Genomic DNA, 15,324 nt, shown 5'->3' with positions numbered 1-15,324 from the left:
GTGGCTCTTGATCGCCGCGTTCCTGAACCGGCCGAAGCAGCTTGCCGCTTAGCGATCAAGATTGTTCACGGTCGACAAAAAAGCCGGATCAACGAAGATCCGGCTGAGTTTGATTGGAAGTGCCTGTTAAGGCTAACCTCCAGAGGGGAACACTCGAGGGCGCTAATGGGAGGAGAACGCGCCCAGGAGATGATCCCTATATGTGCTCATCATGCCCAAGAAACAAGCATCTATTTTGCAACACTCGCATGCAAAATGACACAGGCTGTGGTCTAAGCCGTTGCTTGGCCTCGTAGGACCAGAAGAATCGCGAAATGCGGTGCGCAGCCAGTCAAGAATCACTGCGAAATAGCGAACCAGCGCCGATTTTCGGTCCAGAACGCAGAAAACAACGAATGGTGGCGAATCAGGCAGCGCGCGTTTATTTTTGCGGCAGCCATTGTTTTTGGGGCAGACATGCATCGGCCCGAAAATCGCGACCAAGGAAGCCCCGATGAGGACCCGTCAGGCGATCGCCGGCAGCGCGCTGTTCTTCATCGCAGCGCCCGGTGTGGTCGCGGGATTGCTGCCCTGGCTGTTGACCGATCGCTATCGCATGCCATGGTCGGACCCTGCCCGGCCTGGTCCCGGTCGGCTGGGTCCTGATTGTCGTTGCAATGGCCTTGCTGCTTCATGCCTTTGCCCGTTTTGCTCTCGAAGGCCGAGGCACGCCCGCTCCGGTCGCCCCAACCGATCGACTGGTTGTCGGCGGCATCTACCGCCATGTCCGCAACCCGATGTATGTGGCTGTGCTGGCGATCCTCCTTGGCCAGGCGCTGCTGTTTTCGAGCGCGGCTCTCGTCGCCTATGCCGCTATCGCCGCCGTCGCCATGGTCTCGTTCGTGAAGTTCCATGAGGAACCGACGCTTGCCCGCCGCTATGGCGCCGAGTACGAGGCCTACCGCCATGCCGTTCCAGGCTGGCTCCCTCGCCTGAGGCCACGGCGCGGCCAGTAAGGGATCGTCCGCGATGCAAGCAGGAAACGACTTGCAGAAAGGATCCGTTCAGAACGACCAGCTTCGCGCCTTGGCGATGATGAAATCGCGGAAGACGTGCAGTTTCGCCTGGTTCTTCATCGCATCGGGATAGGCGAAATAGGTGTCGAAGGACGGCACTTCGGTCTCCGGCAGCAACTGCACCAGGCCTGAATCCTTGCTGACCACATAGTCGGGCAGCATGGCGATGCCGGCGCCACCCTGGACCGCGCGCTTGATCGACAATATGTCGTTGATCTGCAGCGTCGGCACCCTTTGCCCGCCTTCGAAATCGCCGACCGTTTCCAGCCAGTTCAATTCCGACAGATGCGCCGGCACCGGCACGCCGAAGGTGACGATGCGATGGCTCTTTAGCTCGGCGATCGACGCCGGCTTGCCATATTTGTTGACGTAGGAAGGGGCGGCGTAGAGATGGAAATGCACCGTGAACAGGCGGCGCTGGATGAGATCGGGCTGCTGCGGCTGGCGCAGCCGGATCGCGCAGTCCGCCCGGCGCATGGTGAGGTCGAGTTCCTCGTTCGCCAGGATCAGCTGCAGGCTGATCTCGGGATAGAGCTCGATAAATTCCTGCACGCGCTCGGTCAGCCAGCCGGCACCGAGCCCCACTGTGGTCGTCACCCTGAGCACGCCGGAGGGCCGGTCCTTGGCCTCGGTCAGCCGCGACTTGATCGTCTCCAGCTTCATCAGCACGTCATGCGCCGTGCGGAACAGCATCTCACCCTGCTCGGTCAACACCAGGCCGCGGGCATGGCGATTGAACAGCGGCACGCCGACATCATGTTCGAGCGCGCTGACCTGCCGCGAGATCGCCGATTGCGACAGATGCAGTGTCTCGGCGGCGTGGGTGAACGACCCAGCTTCCGCCGCAGCGTGAAACACGCGTAGCTTGTCCCAGTCCAACGCCATGATGCCCCCATTCTGTTTTCTGGCGTCTGAATGAAAAATCAGGCTTTTGCGCGGCTTTTCTCGGCCGCTTGTTTACTCCGCAGCTTCGCGGTGAACTTCGATCCCGGCGAGGTACTTTTCCGCTTCGAGCGCGGCCATGCAGCCGAGCCCCGCCGCCGTCACCGCCTGGCGGTAGATGTCGTCGGTCACGTCGCCGGCGGCGAACACGCCCGGCACGTCGGTGCAGGTCGAATCCGGCGCCGTCCACAGATAGCCGTTCGGCTTCTGCTTCAGCTTGCCGGCGAACAGTTCGACCGCCGGTGCATGGCCGATCGCCACGAACACGCCGTCGACCGTCAGATGCATCTCCTGGCCGGTCACCAGATTGCGCAGCTTCAGTCCTTCCACCGACGGCGGCAGCGGCATCTTGCCGGACTGGCCGGTGATCTCGTCGACGACGGTGTCCCAGATGACGCGGACATTGTCCTTCTTGAACAGCCGCTCGCTCAGGATGCGCTCGGCGCGGAAGTCGCTGCGTCGGTGGATGACCGTCACGCTCTTGGCCAGGTTGGAAAGATAAAGCGCCTCCTCCACCGCCGAATTGCCGCCGCCGATCACCGCGACATCCTTGCCGCGATAGAAGAAGCCGTCGCAGGTGGCGCAGGCCGATACGCCGAAGCCCATAAAAGTCTGTTCGCTCGGGATGCCCAGCCATTTCGCCTGCGCACCGGTGGCGATAATCAGCGCGTCGGCGGTATAGGTTGCGCCGGAATCGCCCTTGGCACGGAACGGCCGCACGTTGAGGTCGACCTCGGTGATGATGTCATTGATGACGTCGGTGCCGACATGCTCGGCCTGTTTCAGCATTTGCTCCATCAGCCACGGACCCTGGATCGGATCGGCGAAGCCGGGATAGTTTTCGACATCGGTGGTGATCATCAACTGGCCGCCCTGCTGCAGCCCGGCGACCAGCATCGGCTTCAGCATGGCGCGGGCGGCGTAGATTGCCGCCGTATAGCCGGCGGGACCGGAGCCGATGATGAGAACTGGTGCGTGCTTGGACGTCATGTCAGGGCTTTCACAACAACCGGACGCGAATGAAGCGTCCGGCACAGGGATCGATTTCCGGCCTAATCTAGGTGTTGCGGGCGACGCCAGCAAGACGACCTCGCCTTCGTCCCCGGAAAGCTTCCCCGCAAACAGACGATCCATGAACATCTTGCGCGGGCGACTGTGCCAAAATCAGCGACTGAAGGGATGGAATGGACACCAAAGTCGTTTACAAAATCACGAAAGATTCTTGCGTGAAGCGCCGAAGGTATTTATGCCGCTCAAAGCCGATCTCGATGCCATCGACTGGAAGATCCTGCGCGAGCTTCAGCACGACGGGCGCATGACCAATGTCGAATTGTCCGGCCGCGTCGGCATTTCGGCTCCGCCGTGCCTGCGTCGCGTCAGGCGGCTGGAAGAAACCGACATCATCCGCGGCTATCGCGCCTTGCTCAATGCGCCGGCGCTCGGCCTGGACGTCGTCGCCTTTTGCCTCATCGGCCTGCATCATCAGGCGGATGCGGAGCTTAAAACCTTCGCCGAACGAACCCGCGGCTGGCCGATCGTTCGCGACGCCTGGATGGTGTCGGGCGAATCCGACTTTTTGCTGCATTGCGTGGCGAGCGACCTCGGCGCCTTTCAGACCTTCGTCATCGAGGAACTGGCCTCGGCGCCGAATGTCGACACGGTGCGGACGGCACTGACCATCCGTCGCGTCAAGGACGAGGGCCTGGTGGCTTTCAGCGAAGTGAGACCTTAATCCCGGCCGAGCTCGGCGATGGCGTCGCAGAGTTTGCTGTGATCGTTATCGGTCGTCAGGTTACGCGTCCTGGACGCACCTTCGCCGGAAGTCCGATTGGATCTGCCGTTCACCAGCCAACCCTCGCAGAGCCCGGCTCGCCGTCCGGCTTCCATGTCATCGGCCTTATCGCCGACGATGATCGATCGGCTGATATCCACGCACAGCAGATCGCGGGCGCGCAGAAGCATGCCCGGATTGGGCTTGCGCATCGGATGATCAGCTGCTGCCAGCTCGCCCGTCCCGCTCGAATGGTAGGCGCAGGCGAGCACCAGATCGATCCGGCAATTCTGCGCTTCGAGGAGCGCCAGCAGCCGGGCATTGACCGCGGCGAACTCCGGCCAACCGAAATAGCCGCGAGCTATGCCTGATTGATTGGAGACCACGATTGCCGGAACGCCGGCGATGTTGGCCGTTCGGATCACCGGCAGCATCTGGCTCCGCAGCACGATGTCAGCCGGATCGCTGGGGTAGCCGCTATCGACATTGATGGTGCCGTCGCGGTCGAGGAACAGCGCCGGCGTGCCAGCTGGAAAAGCGGAGCTGCCGACCCGCTCGACCCACAGGCCCGGCGCTTCGAGCGGGTAATGATCAGACCTCACGACCGGGCCGATGTCAGCCATCACAGAGGCGCGCTTCGACCATTTCGCACAGATGATGATAGAGACACAGATGCCCCTGCTGGATGATCGGCGTCGAGGTCGAGGGCACGTTGAGCAGGATATCGGAGAGCGGCTTGAGCTTGCCGCCGCTGTCGCCGGTCAGGCTGATCACCGTCATGTCCATCATGCGCGCCTGTTCGGCGGCGGCGAGGATGCTGGCCGAGTTGCCGCTGGTCGAGATGGCGAGCAGCACGGCGCCCGCGGCACCATGCGCCTCGACCTGGCGTGAAAACACCGTGTCGAAGCCGTAATCATTGCCCCAGGCGGTCAGCACCGCCGCATTGGCCGGCAGCGCGATGACGTTGTAGGCCTTGCGCTCCTTCAGGAAGCGGCCGACCAGTTCGCCGGCGATGTGAATGGCGTCGCTGGCCGAGCCGCCATTGCCGCAGATCAGCAGCGCCTTGCCCTGCGAAAGCGCGGCGACGACGGCGGTAACCGCCCGCTCCATCTCGCTGGTGAGGTCGCGCTCGACCATCGCGGTGATCGCGGCCGCCGAGCGGACCAGATAATCGTTCAGTGCGGACATGAAAACCTCAGTTTGTGCTGCCGGCGCGCAACTTGCCGATGGTGCCGGTGGTGCTCTTGCCGGCGACGAGATCGACCAGCACGACGCGGCCGCCCGCTTTTTGCACGATTTCGGCGCCGACCACCTGATCGATCGAATAGTCGGCGCCCTTGACCAGTATGTCGGGCTTCAGCGCCTCGATCAGCGCGAGCGGCGTGTCTTCCTCGAAGACGACGACGGCATCGACCGAGGCAAGCGCCGCCAGCACGCAGGCGCGGTCATGCTCGTCGTTGACCGGGCGCCCCGGCCCTTTCAGCCGGCGCACCGAGGCATCGCTGTTGAGGCCGAGCACCAGCCGGTCGCACTGGCTGCGCGCCGCATGCAAAAGGCTGACATGGCCGGCGTGAAGGATATCGAAGCAGCCATTGGTGAAACCGACGCTCAGGCCCTCGTCCTTCCACGTCGCCACCAGCCGTGCGGCGGCGGCAGCATCAAGGATTGCATCCTTGTGGGCAATCGGTCCATGCGAGCGAAACAGCGCGCCGGCGAGTTCTTCGACCGTCAGCCGAGCGGTGCCGCGCTTTCCCACCACCACGCCACCGGCCGCGTTGGCGATGGCCGCCGCAATGACGCGGTCGGCGCCCGTAGCCAGAGCCAACGCAAACGCAGCGATGACCGTGTCGCCGGCGCCTGAAACGTCGAACACTTCTCGCGCCTGCGTGGCGATGTGCCGGGCATCGTCGGCGTCGACGACGCTCATGCCTTTTTCGCTGCGCGTCGCGACGACGAAATCGAAGCCATGTGCCGAGATCAACTCACGCGCCGCGGCGACGATCTCGTCATCGGCAAACACCGCGCGTCCGACCGCCTCGCCAAGTTCCTTGCGATTGGGGGTGATCGCCGTCGCCCCGGAATAGCAAGCATAGTCGCGGCCCTTGGGATCGACCAGCACCGGCTTTCCCGCCTCGCGGCAGATCGAGATCAGCTCGCCGGCGACGCCGTCGAGCAACATGCCCTTGCCGTAGTCGGACAGGATGACGATGTCGGCTTGCGCGAGCCCGGCCCGGAACAGCCGGATCAGCGTTGCCCGCTCCGCGTCGCCCAGCGGCTTGATTTCCTCTTCGTCGAAGCGCAGCACCTGCTGGTTGAGCGCGCTGAAGCGGCTTTTCGACGAGGTCATCCGGTTGGCGTCCTGCGCGAGACCGCCAGTGTCGACGCCAAGCTCGGCGAGCATGCGCATGAGATTGTCGCCGGCCGGATCGGCGCCGATCACTGAAACCGGTATTGCGGCGCCGCCGAGCGAGACGATGTTGGCGACGACATTGCCGGCGCCGCCCATTGCCGAGGTTTCGCCACGCCCGCGCAGCACCGGAATGGGCGCTTCAGGCGAAATCCGCTCGATGACGCCGTTGACGAAACGGTCGAGGATGAAATCGCCGACCACCAGCACGGTGACGTTGCCAAACCGCGAGATGGCGCGGTGAAGCGGTTCGGGAGAAGGCAGGTATTGCTCGCTCATATCATCTTCGACGTGCAATGAGAGCCGATCCCGATGCTGTGAAAACGCTGGACTGGCAGGGCTGGTCGTTCATGGCGAAGCCGATATACCGCAATTCGGCTCAGCGCAACGGCAGGCTCCCAACCGACCACAGCCAACGCTGGTTGGCGGATCAACTTTTCTGCAAAGCCACATGAACACCCAATCCGACGAGCACCGCGCCGCCCGCACGCCGCATCAGGCGTTGCGCGTGCCTCGAGCGCCGCAGCCTGGTGATCAGCGCACCCGCCAGCACCACGCACATGACATCCGCCGAGGAGAACATCAGATTGACGATCGTTCCGAGGACGAGGAATTGCAGCCAGACGGGAAACGTCGCCGATGCGTCGATGAATTGCGGCAGGAACGCCATGAAGAAGATTGCCGTCTTGGGATTGAGCACCTCGACGGTAATGCTCTCGAAAAAGGCGCGGCGGGCGGATTTCGGCTCGATGCCTGAGATAACAGCATCGTCTTGCGCCCTGGCGCGGAACAGCGACACACCCAGCCAGATCAGATAGAGCGCGCCGGCCAGCTTGACCGCCATATAGAGCGTCGGCACGGCATGGAAAAGCACGGACAGTCCTGCAGCGGCAGCGACGACGTGCACATAGCCGCCAAGATGGATACCCAACGCCGCCGTCAGGCCGGACCAGCGGCCGCGCGCCATGGTTTGCGCAGCAGCGTAAAGCATCGCCGGACCGGGGATGTAGGCAAAGATCGCCGTGGTGGCGAAAAAGGCGATAAGCAGTTCGGTCGACGGCATTACTCTTGCTCCTGTCGTGCTTCGCCGGTGGATCGCCGACTGAGGCGAAAGCTGTGCGGCGGCACTGAGGTCTGCAGCCAACCGCCGGATTGCGACCTGCTTTATCGACAGCCCCGCAAGCCTCCCCTATAAGGGCCGGAATCGGCACAAGATACCAGAGGCTTTCATGATCATCGTCACGGGCGGCGCCGGCATGATCGGCTCAAACATAGTCGCCGCGCTCAATGCCGAAGGGATCAGCGACATTCTCGTCGTCGATGACCTGACCGACGGCCACAAGATCGCCAATCTCGCCGACCTGCAGATCGCCGATTATCTCGACAAGGACGATTTCCTGCCGCGGATGGAGGCCGGCGACCTCGGCCGCATCGAGGCCGTTTTCCACCAGGGCGCCTGTTCGACCACCACCGAGTGGAACGGCAAGTTCATGATGGAAGTGAACTACGCCTATTCGAAGCGGCTGCTGCATGCCTGCCTGGCGCTGCGGCTGCCTTTCCTCTATGCCTCCTCGGCTTCCGTCTATGGCGGCGGCGCCGAGTTTCGCGAGGAGCCGGACTGCGAGCGCCCGCTCAATGTCTATGCCTATTCAAAGAAGCTGTTCGACGACTATGTCCGCCGCACCGTCTTCGAAACCGACCATTCGCCGGTGGCAGGCCTGCGTTACTTCAACGTCTATGGGCCGCGCGAGGCGCACAAGGGCGCCATGGCCTCGGTCGCCTACCATCTGTTCAACCAGGTCGAGCAAGGCCACAACCCAAAGCTGTTCGGCGCCTATGACGGTTTTGGACCTGGCGAGCAGAGCCGCGATTTCATCCATGTCGGCGACGTTGCCGACATCAATCTGTGGTTGTGGAAACGCGGCTCGAGCGGCATCTTCAACTGCGGCACCGGCCGTGCCCAGCCGTTCCGCGCCATTGCCGAAACGGTGATCGGCGCGCTCGGCAAAGGCGGGATCGAGTTCATCGACTTCCCCGATCACCTCAAGGGCAGCTACCAGAGTTTTACGCAAGCTGACATGTCCCGGTTGCGCGCCGCCGGTTACAATGGTCAGTTTCGCACAGTGGAAACCGGCGTCAGAGACTATGTCGAATGGCTGAAAGCCCAACGATCCTCGTGATCGGCCCACGCTGGGTGGGCGACATGGTGATGGCGCAGTGCCTGTTCTCGGCGCTGAGAGAGCTTCACCCGGACGCGGCGATCGACGTGCTGGCGCCGGCATGGGCGGCGCCACTGGTCAAGCGGATGCCCGAAATACGCCGGCAGGTCGATCTGCCGCTGAAAACCGGCGCGCTGGAATTCCGCATGCGAAGGCGTTTTGGCCGCCTGCTGCGCGGCCACTACGACATCGCCTATGTCATGCCTGGAAGCTGGAAGTCGGCGCTGGTCCCGTTCTTTGCCCGCATTCCGCGCCGTGTCGGCTACCTCAAGGAAATGCGCTACGGGCTGCTGACCGATATCGTAGCCTTGCCCGACGATATGAAACGGCGCACGGCGCAGGCCTATTTCGGCCTCGCGCAAGGCGGCACGTTCCATGCTCCCAAGCTCGCCGTCGACACGAAAAACCAGGCGGCATTGCTGGGCCGCTTCGGGCTGGAGGCGAAAAAATTCGTCGCGCTGATGCCGGGCGCCGAGTTCGGGCCGGCCAAACGCTGGCCGAGCGAACGCTATGCCGGCCTTGCCCGCGACATGATGGAAAGAGGTTTTGCGGTCGCGCTGTTCGGGTCGAAGAACGACGCCGACGTAACGGCGGAAATCGCCACGCTTGCCCCGGGCGCTGTCGATCTCGCCGGCCAGACGCGGCTCGAGGACGCCATCGACCTGATCGCCGCGGCCAGGCTTGCGGTGTCGAACGACAGTGGGCTGATGCATGTCGCTGCCGCGGTCGGCACGCCGATCGTAGCCGTCTACGGATCGACCTCGCCGCACAATACGCCGCCGCTCGCCGAGCAGCGCGAACTGGTCTGGCTCGGCCTGTCCTGTTCGCCCTGCCATCGGAAAATCTGCCCGCTCGGCCACCTCAACTGCCTGAACACGCTTGAGGTGGCGCAGGTCGCGGCAGCGGCGGAAAGGCTGCTGGAAATGCCGGCCGCCGCATGAGGGTGCTGATCGTCAAGACATCTTCGATGGGTGACGTCATCCACAGCTTTCCGGCTGTCGAGGATGCGCGCCGCAAGCGGCCGGACGTGTCGTTCGACTGGTGTGTGGAAGAGGCTTTTGGCGGCATCGTGGCGTTGCATCCGGCGATCGCAACCATCCACACCGTGGCAATCCGGCGCTGGCGCACAAGCCCGCTCGTCCCCAGCACATGGCGCGAGGCAGCGGCATTGCGCCGCGCCTTGCGGGATCACCGCTACGATCTCGTCATCGATGCGCAAGGATTGCTGAAGTCGGCCGTGGTGGCGAAACAGGCCGCGGCGCCGATCGCCGGCTTCGACCGGTCGAGCGCTCGCGAGCCTTCGGCGACCTTGTTCTACGACCGCCGCTATGCTGTGCCGCGCGATCTGCACGCCATCGAACGCACAAGGCGGCTGTTCGGGCTGGCGCTCGGCTATGAACCGGATTTTTCCGGGCTCGAGTCCGGCATCGTGCCGCCAGCCGTCGAGGCGACTTTTGTCGGCGAAAAAGCCGCCTTCCTGTTGCACGGCACCAGCCGCGAGGACAAGAAATGGCCGGTCGGCGACTGGATCGAGACGGCCCGGCTTCTCGTCGAAAGAGGAATGACGCCGGTCACCACCTGGTCGAACGACACGGAACAGGCGGTTGCCGAGGCGATCGCCCAAGCCGTTCCACAGACCGTGCTGGTGCCGAAATCACCGCTTGCCGAGATCGCCGCGATCATCGGCCGGTCGGTGCTGATCATCGGCGCCGATACCGGCCTTACCCACCTCGCCAGTGCCTTCGGCCTGCCGACCGTCGCGGTGTTTGTGGCGACAGAACCCGGCCTGACCGGCCCGCGCGGGCCGTTCTCGTCAACACTGCTGGCCGCGCCCGGCAGTCGTGTCGCGCCGATAGAGGTGGTGGCGGAAGCAGAGAGGCTGCTTGAGCGCCAAGCGCTTAGTCGGGCCGGCGCCGGCAAGAATTGATTTGTGCAATCAATTCAATCGGAAAGGTCGGCGCCGCCCTCTTCCCTTCTCCCCTTGTGGGAGAAGGTGGATTGGCGCGCAGCGCCGGTTGAGGGGTGCTGGCCGGAGTGCTGTTGGTGCCAAGCTGGAACACCCCTCATCCGACCTCGCTTCGCGAGGCCACCTTCTCCCACAAGGGGAGAAGGCAGAGCAGCGCCAATTCTTAGATGAACTGCACCTGGACGATCTCGTAGCCCCGCGCGCCGCCTGGCGCGTTGACCTCGATGGCATCGCCGACTTCCTTGCCGATCAGCGCCCGCGCGATCGGCGAGGAGATCGAGATGCGGCCGGACTTCACGTCCGCTTCCTGGTCGCCGACGATCTGGTAGGTCTTCTTCTCTTCCGTGTCCTCGTCGACCAGCACCACGGTCGCGCCGAACTTGACCTTTTCGCCGCTGAGCTTGGTGATGTCGATCACTTCGGCGCGGGCGATAAAATCCTCGAGTTCGTTGACGCGGCCCTCATTGAGACTCTGCGCCTCTTTCGCCGCGTGGTATTCCGCGTTTTCGGAGAGATCGCCGTGCGAGCGCGCTTCGGAGATTGCTTCGATGATGCGCGGCCGCTCTTCCTGCTGGCGCCAGCGCAGTTCTTCCTTCAATGACGCGAACCCCTCGCCTGTCATCGGGACCTTGTTCATAATGCCTGACCTTTCCTGCCGCCGCCCCCGCATTCCGGGAGCGACCTTGTCGATGGGTACAAAAAGAAAACGGTCCGGCAGCCTCGGGCTAACGGAACCGTGTCACCGCAATTTCCTCCAATATAGCAATCTTCGCGGGTTTTTCACGCCAAAAAATCGGTTTTGAAAAATTCGCCCGCCATTTGCGGAAATGACGTCATGGCAGCCCGGCTGGCCGAGCGAGCGGCAATAAAAACCGGCTGCGATCGCTCACAGCCGGTGGTGAGGCGTGTTCGGGCTTCTATTCAGCTCTTCATGAAACGGTCTATCTGCTCGGACAGCATGCCGTATTCACGAGATCCCTTGCCGATGCGTTTCTCGATCTCGCGGAGCTGTTCCCGGGCGCCGGCGAGATCGCCGATCTGCAGATGCGCCTCGCCGAGATATTCGCGTACCAGCGTGTAATCAGGATCGATGCGCAGCGCTTCCTCATAATAGCCGAGACCGACGGTGACGCGTCCGGAATGGCGGTGCGAGTAGCCGAGGTAGTTGAGGATGCGAGGGTCTTTCTTGTCCGCAGCCAGGCTGAGCACGGCAATCGCCTCGTCATAACGTCCTGCCATCGCCAGCGCGCGGCCGGCTTCATAGATGTTGTCGTCGTCCAGCATGCCGTGCTTGGGCGCGACGCACTTCTTCAGCTTCTTGTCCCAGACCTTGCCTTTCTTGCACTGTGTCGTCTGGCTGCCACCGCCACCGCCTCCGCCACCCTCGCCCGCCGAAAACACCGGAACCGCAAACAGCGGCAGGGCGGCAACCGCCAGAACCTGGATCAGCAATCGTCTGCGCATCGAACCCTCCCTGAAGCATGACAATGCAAGACTAACGCCGGGCAAAAGCGGTTTCATCCCGGAAAAAAGCCACGGCCAGTGAAAGCCTTTTCAACGATCAGCGCCAGTCGGAAAATGGAAGCGCCGAACAAAACGTGACGAGCGCCGCAAATCCGCTATCATCCAGCAAACGCCAACGGAGTATGCGGAGACGGCCAGTGCAGCGGCGCCTTGAAAAAGAATGGGAGCTTTCGATCGGTCCCGACACGGTGCGCCTGTTCATCCTCAAGGCGAAGGCGTTGAGCGCCGCCGTCAACGAAGACTATGCCGATGGCGCCGAGCACGAGGTAGAACTCGATAGCGAGGCGCATGACAACCATCATCATGACGGTCTCGTCGAGGAACGTTCCGAGGACCTCACCGAAGAAGAGCTGCGCGAACTGATCAACGACCTCAATGTCGATGAGGCGGCCGAACTCGTCGCCCTCGCCTGGGTTGGACGCGGCGACTATGACGCCTCGGAATGGGCGGACGCGCTGACGGCCGCGCGCGAGCGCGCCAACAAGCGCACGGCGAAATATCTGCTCGGCATGCCGCTGTTGGCCGACTGGCTGGAGGAAGGGCTGGAAGCGATCGGTGCGTAACACCGCGGTCACCGTTTGTGATCGGCCAATGCCCTCGTTCAGGCAACTTCCGCATTCGCCCGCCGTTAAGGGCGAATGGCGGTGGTGACCTCTCCTACATCGATCAGAATGGCCGGATTGATCAGATTGGCGCTGCCTTTGGCAGCGGCGATGCTGTCCGCAGGAGCGGCCCTGGCCCAAGCTCCGGAACTGCCCGATAAGGTGCCCGTCCCGGAGCTCAATCAGTCGCAATCGGCGCAAGAAGCCGCGCCTGCCGACGTGCCGATCCCCGAGCCGCGCCCTGGGGATGCGCCAAAGCCTGATCAACCCGCGACCGACAAAATGGACCAGCAGAAGTCGGACCAGCATCAGCAAGCCCGGCCGCAGCCGCCGGCAGTCGCTCCGACGCCGACCGAAAAGCCCGCCGCGCCAAAACCACCGGAGAAGCCGGCGCAGGCGCCGGAGAAAAAAATTCCTCCCGACCCGCGCTCGGCCGCTGTGCCGCAGGAGAAAATGCCGGACGAGGAACTGGCCTGCCGCAGGCGGCTGAAGTCGATGGGCGTCGACTTCGAGGAACGCAAAGCCGAGCACGATGCGGCGGTCGGCTGCTCTGTCCCCTATCCGATCGCACTGAAGACGCTAGGCAAGTCATTGGATATCAACCCCGAATCCGAGTTGAATTGCCAGATGGCCGAGGCCGCCGCGCGCTTCGCCGCCGATATCGTCCAGCCGGCGGCCAAGGCCGAGCTCGGCGCCGAACTCAAGTCGGTCGGCCAGGCATCCGCCTTCGTCTGCCGCCACCGCAATGGCGGCGGGAAATTGTCGGAGCACGCCTTCGGCAACGCGCTCGACATCGCCAGCTTCACGCTTTCGGACGGCAGGAGGATCGACATCCGCCCGGCGCCGCCGGAAAAGGAGGCGAAATTCCTGAACGCAATACGCAAGGCAGCCTGCGGACCGTTCAAGACCGTGCTTGGTCCGGGCAGCGATGCCGATCATTCGCTGCATCTCCATCTCGATCTTGCACCGCGCCGCAACGGCGGCACCTTCTGCCAGTGATATGGTTGCGGACCGACGCGCCGCAATTTGGCCGCAGCCGTAAACGCAGCCGCTGATTTTTCCTTTACTGTTGGCGAGTAAGCTCCGTTTCATCTGATCATGACCCCGAAAAGTGGGATCCGGTTTTCGGAGAAAGATCATGATCGAACGATGACATGGAGCCTGATCGGCTCGGGGACCGGGAACCTGCCAATGGCCGGGATATTTCGCGCCGCGTCTGTCGCCGTGCGGCAAGTGAGACGCGCGCGCATGATTGCCGGCGGGCTTGCCATGGCAGCGATCTCGGCCTGCACCACCGGCAGCGTGCTTTCGCTGGAACCGGCCGTCGATGTCGGCAGCCAGACATCAGCTGTCCCAGAATACGTTGGCCAGAAATACGCTGGAATGCAGCGCCTCGTCCCGTCCAACCCTTACATGACCGCCGCCTATCCGCGCATGGACGAGCCGATGGCGCCGACCGAACAGATGCCGGTCAGCGAGGTCGAGTGCCGCAGGGATTTGAAGCGCCTGGGCGTCGTCTACAGCGACCTTGCGCCGATCCGCGAAGGCCAGTGCGGCATCGACTATCCGGTCAAGATCTCGGCCATCGGCCGCATCGGGATGAAGCCGGCCGCGACGCTGACCTGCGACATGGCCGCCACCTTCGCCGGCTGGGCCAGGAATGAACTGGTCCCGTCCGCCCGCTGGCGTTATTTCTCCGGCGTCAGGACCATTCGCCAGGGCTCGAGCTATTCCTGTCGCAGGATCGCCGGCGAAGGCACGCTGTCGGAGCACGGCAAGGGCAACGCGCTCGACGTCATGAGCATCGAGCTTAGCAATGGCAAGGAGATCGACGTGCGCAAGCCCGGCCTGTTCGCCTTCCGCACCCGCGGCTTCCTCAACACTGTGCGCGCCGACGGCTGCCAGTATTTCACCACCGTGCTTGGTCCCGGCTACAATTACGACCACCGCAACCATTTCCATTTCGACATCAAGAACCGCAAGAACGGCTACCGCGCCTGCCGCTGAGCCCGAGCGCGTGCCCACTGCCCAAGCTGTGCGCCGCCGCGTAGAATGACGTCACATAAGGTGATGTCATATCACCACGGTGGTGTCGCATGAGCCGACGAAGCCTTCGACGACGCGCAACGATCTGGCTGGTGGCGTTCTGTGCCGGCTATCTCGTGCTCGCCTATTTCGCCGCGCCGGAATTCTGGACCCTGCGCGACCGCAACTTCCGCACGCAGCGCTTCGAGATGGTGACGCACACACCGCAAGGCATCGCCGGCGATCCGATCAATGTCGGCCTCGTCGGCACCAAAAAAGAGCTGGTCCATGCCTTCGCCGTCGCCGGATGGGACACCGCCGACGCTCTGACGCTGGAGACGGCGATCGAGATCGGCGAAAGCGTGCTGTTCGATCGGCCCTATCCCGACGCGCCGGTCAGCCGGCTGCTGTTCGAAGGCCGTGCACAGGATCTGGCCTTCGAGAAGCCGGTCGGCGACAGTGCCGACCGGCGTCATCATGTCCGCTTCTGGCAGACCGATGCGAGCGGAGACGATGGCCGGCCGCTCTGGCTGGGTGCGGCAAGCTTCGATCGCGGCGTCGGCCTCAGCCACGACACCGGCCAGGTCACCCACCATATCGGTCCCGACATCGACGCCGAGCGCGACCTCCTGATCCGCGACCTGTCTGCCGCAGGCATGCTGATCTCAACCAGCGAGATATCAGGCATCGGTGCGACAAGGACCGGGCGCAATGGCGGCGGCGATCCCTATTTCACCGACGGCAAGGCGGTAGTGGGCGTGCTGAGGCAGCTGCCGTAGGCGCAGGACCAACGGCCGGCGGCCGGCTCATCGA

At 63.3% G+C, this 15,324-nt stretch carries 17 protein-coding genes and 1 pseudogene; 10 read left to right on the top strand and 8 right to left on the bottom strand.

Annotation, left to right across the window (positions count from 1 at the left end):
* Together AC0L18_RS30780 and AC0L18_RS30775 are read left to right on the top strand one after the other, a co-directional pair.
* Window positions 1-276 (top strand): hypothetical protein (locus AC0L18_RS30780; RefSeq protein WP_473495502.1); only part of this gene is annotated, 276 nt, incomplete at its 5' end.
* Window positions 277-493: 217 nt separating this feature from the next.
* Window positions 494-995: pseudogene (locus AC0L18_RS30775) on the top strand (methyltransferase family protein).
* A gap of 48 nt (window positions 996-1,043) precedes the next feature.
* On the opposite strand, the gene AC0L18_RS30770 reads toward AC0L18_RS30775, so the two are convergent.
* On the bottom strand, window positions 1,044-1,940 hold the full coding sequence (locus AC0L18_RS30770) for a LysR family transcriptional regulator (protein WP_023799796.1): 897 nt from the start codon (window positions 1,938-1,940) through the stop codon (window positions 1,044-1,046).
* A gap of 72 nt (window positions 1,941-2,012) precedes the next feature.
* Window positions 2,013-2,987, bottom strand: coding sequence for a thioredoxin-disulfide reductase (trxB, locus tag AC0L18_RS30765; RefSeq protein WP_027151125.1), 975 nt, complete (start codon window positions 2,985-2,987; stop codon window positions 2,013-2,015).
* 256 nt (window positions 2,988-3,243) lie between these two features.
* Between trxB and AC0L18_RS30760 the strand changes: the two genes are divergently transcribed.
* Window positions 3,244-3,729, top strand: a complete 486-nt coding sequence (locus tag AC0L18_RS30760; protein ID WP_473495501.1) for an Lrp/AsnC family transcriptional regulator — start codon at window positions 3,244-3,246, stop codon at window positions 3,727-3,729.
* Here the strand turns inward: AC0L18_RS30760 and AC0L18_RS30755 are convergent.
* The 4 genes from AC0L18_RS30755 to AC0L18_RS30740 form a co-directional block, all read right to left on the bottom strand.
* Window positions 3,726-4,391 carry a D-glycero-alpha-D-manno-heptose-1,7-bisphosphate 7-phosphatase gene (locus AC0L18_RS30755; RefSeq protein ID WP_473495500.1) on the bottom strand — a complete coding sequence of 222 codons (666 nt, stop codon included), beginning with the start codon at window positions 4,389-4,391 and terminating at the stop codon, window positions 3,726-3,728. The genes AC0L18_RS30760 and AC0L18_RS30755 overlap by 4 nt on opposite strands.
* Window positions 4,384-4,956: a D-sedoheptulose-7-phosphate isomerase gene (locus AC0L18_RS30750; protein ID WP_473495499.1), complete on the bottom strand. Its 573-nt coding sequence runs from the start codon at window positions 4,954-4,956 to the stop codon at window positions 4,384-4,386. Before AC0L18_RS30750 ends, AC0L18_RS30755 begins: the two co-directional genes overlap by 8 nt.
* A gap of 7 nt (window positions 4,957-4,963) precedes the next feature.
* Complete coding sequence (gene rfaE1, locus AC0L18_RS30745; RefSeq protein WP_473495498.1) at window positions 4,964-6,454, bottom strand: D-glycero-beta-D-manno-heptose-7-phosphate kinase; 1,491 nt, start codon at window positions 6,452-6,454, stop codon at window positions 4,964-4,966.
* 151 nt (window positions 6,455-6,605) lie between these two features.
* A complete protein-coding gene (locus AC0L18_RS30740; RefSeq protein ID WP_473495497.1) occupies window positions 6,606-7,238 on the bottom strand; it encodes a LysE family translocator in 633 nt (210 codons plus the stop codon).
* Between the two features lie 166 nt (window positions 7,239-7,404).
* On the opposite strand from AC0L18_RS30740, the gene rfaD reads away from it, so the two are divergent.
* The 3 genes from rfaD to waaC are packed head-to-tail and all read left to right on the top strand — an operon-like array spanning window position 7,405 to window position 10,321.
* Entirely contained in the window at window positions 7,405-8,355 is a 951-nt protein-coding gene (gene rfaD / locus AC0L18_RS30735; RefSeq protein WP_473495496.1) for an ADP-glyceromanno-heptose 6-epimerase, read from the top strand.
* Complete coding sequence (waaF, locus tag AC0L18_RS30730) at window positions 8,328-9,335, top strand: lipopolysaccharide heptosyltransferase II (RefSeq protein WP_473495495.1); 1,008 nt, start codon at window positions 8,328-8,330, stop codon at window positions 9,333-9,335. Before rfaD ends, waaF begins: the two co-directional genes overlap by 28 nt.
* A complete protein-coding gene (gene waaC, locus AC0L18_RS30725; protein WP_473495494.1) occupies window positions 9,332-10,321 on the top strand; it encodes a lipopolysaccharide heptosyltransferase I in 990 nt (329 codons plus the stop codon). Before waaF ends, waaC begins: the two co-directional genes overlap by 4 nt.
* A 202-nt stretch (window positions 10,322-10,523) precedes the next feature.
* Here the strand turns inward: waaC and greA are convergent, their stop codons facing one another.
* A complete protein-coding gene (gene greA / locus AC0L18_RS30720) occupies window positions 10,524-10,997 on the bottom strand; it encodes a transcription elongation factor GreA (protein ID WP_023799806.1) in 474 nt (157 codons plus the stop codon).
* 284 nt (window positions 10,998-11,281) lie between these two features.
* Window positions 11,282-11,824 carry a tetratricopeptide repeat protein gene (locus tag AC0L18_RS30715; protein WP_473495493.1) on the bottom strand — a complete coding sequence of 181 codons (543 nt, stop codon included), beginning with the start codon at window positions 11,822-11,824 and terminating at the stop codon, window positions 11,282-11,284.
* 197 nt (window positions 11,825-12,021) lie between these two features.
* Between AC0L18_RS30715 and AC0L18_RS30710 the strand changes: the two genes are divergently transcribed.
* From AC0L18_RS30710 to AC0L18_RS30695, 4 genes are all read left to right on the top strand, one after another.
* Window positions 12,022-12,447, top strand: a complete 426-nt coding sequence (locus tag AC0L18_RS30710) for a DUF3775 domain-containing protein (RefSeq protein WP_023799808.1) — start codon at window positions 12,022-12,024, stop codon at window positions 12,445-12,447.
* A gap of 75 nt (window positions 12,448-12,522) precedes the next feature.
* Window positions 12,523-13,485, top strand: a complete 963-nt coding sequence (locus AC0L18_RS30705) for an extensin-like domain-containing protein (protein ID WP_473495492.1) — start codon at window positions 12,523-12,525, stop codon at window positions 13,483-13,485.
* Window positions 13,486-13,677: 192 nt separating this feature from the next.
* On the top strand, window positions 13,678-14,493 hold the full coding sequence (locus AC0L18_RS30700; RefSeq protein WP_473495491.1) for an extensin-like domain-containing protein: 816 nt from the start codon (window positions 13,678-13,680) through the stop codon (window positions 14,491-14,493).
* A gap of 89 nt (window positions 14,494-14,582) precedes the next feature.
* Window positions 14,583-15,290 carry an LssY C-terminal domain-containing protein gene (locus AC0L18_RS30695; RefSeq protein ID WP_473495490.1) on the top strand — a complete coding sequence of 236 codons (708 nt, stop codon included), beginning with the start codon at window positions 14,583-14,585 and terminating at the stop codon, window positions 15,288-15,290.
* Window positions 15,291-15,324 lie beyond the last annotated feature (34 nt).

This window comes from Mesorhizobium sp. WSM4819 (assembly GCF_055811215.1).
The sequence above is the reverse complement of the archived record's forward strand: the minus strand, read 5'-3'. Positions and strand labels throughout refer to the sequence as shown.

Excerpts from the sequence above, each read along its gene's own strand:
- AC0L18_RS30770 (WP_023799796.1), bottom strand. The coding sequence starts at position 1,940 with ATGGCGTTGGACTGGGACAAGCTACGCGTGTTTCACGCTGCGGCGGAA.
- trxB (WP_027151125.1), bottom strand. The coding sequence starts at position 2,987 with ATGACGTCCAAGCACGCACCAGTTCTCATCATCGGCTCCGGTCCCGCC.
- AC0L18_RS30760 (WP_473495501.1), top strand. The coding sequence starts at position 3,244 with ATGCCGCTCAAAGCCGATCTCGATGCCATCGACTGGAAGATCCTGCGC.
- AC0L18_RS30755 (WP_473495500.1), bottom strand. The coding sequence starts at position 4,391 with ATGGCTGACATCGGCCCGGTCGTGAGGTCTGATCATTACCCGCTCGAA.
- AC0L18_RS30750 (WP_473495499.1), bottom strand. The coding sequence starts at position 4,956 with ATGTCCGCACTGAACGATTATCTGGTCCGCTCGGCGGCCGCGATCACC.
- rfaE1 (WP_473495498.1), bottom strand. The coding sequence starts at position 6,454 with ATGAGCGAGCAATACCTGCCTTCTCCCGAACCGCTTCACCGCGCCATC.
- AC0L18_RS30740 (WP_473495497.1), bottom strand. The coding sequence starts at position 7,238 with ATGCCGTCGACCGAACTGCTTATCGCCTTTTTCGCCACCACGGCGATC.
- rfaD (WP_473495496.1), top strand. The coding sequence starts at position 7,405 with ATGATCATCGTCACGGGCGGCGCCGGCATGATCGGCTCAAACATAGTC.
- waaF (WP_473495495.1), top strand. The coding sequence starts at position 8,328 with ATGGCTGAAAGCCCAACGATCCTCGTGATCGGCCCACGCTGGGTGGGC.
- waaC (WP_473495494.1), top strand. The coding sequence starts at position 9,332 with ATGAGGGTGCTGATCGTCAAGACATCTTCGATGGGTGACGTCATCCAC.
- greA (WP_023799806.1), bottom strand. The coding sequence starts at position 10,997 with ATGAACAAGGTCCCGATGACAGGCGAGGGGTTCGCGTCATTGAAGGAA.
- AC0L18_RS30715 (WP_473495493.1), bottom strand. The coding sequence starts at position 11,824 with ATGCGCAGACGATTGCTGATCCAGGTTCTGGCGGTTGCCGCCCTGCCG.
- AC0L18_RS30705 (WP_473495492.1), top strand. The coding sequence starts at position 12,523 with ATGGCGGTGGTGACCTCTCCTACATCGATCAGAATGGCCGGATTGATC.
- AC0L18_RS30700 (WP_473495491.1), top strand. The coding sequence starts at position 13,678 with ATGGCCGGGATATTTCGCGCCGCGTCTGTCGCCGTGCGGCAAGTGAGA.
- AC0L18_RS30695 (WP_473495490.1), top strand. The coding sequence starts at position 14,583 with ATGAGCCGACGAAGCCTTCGACGACGCGCAACGATCTGGCTGGTGGCG.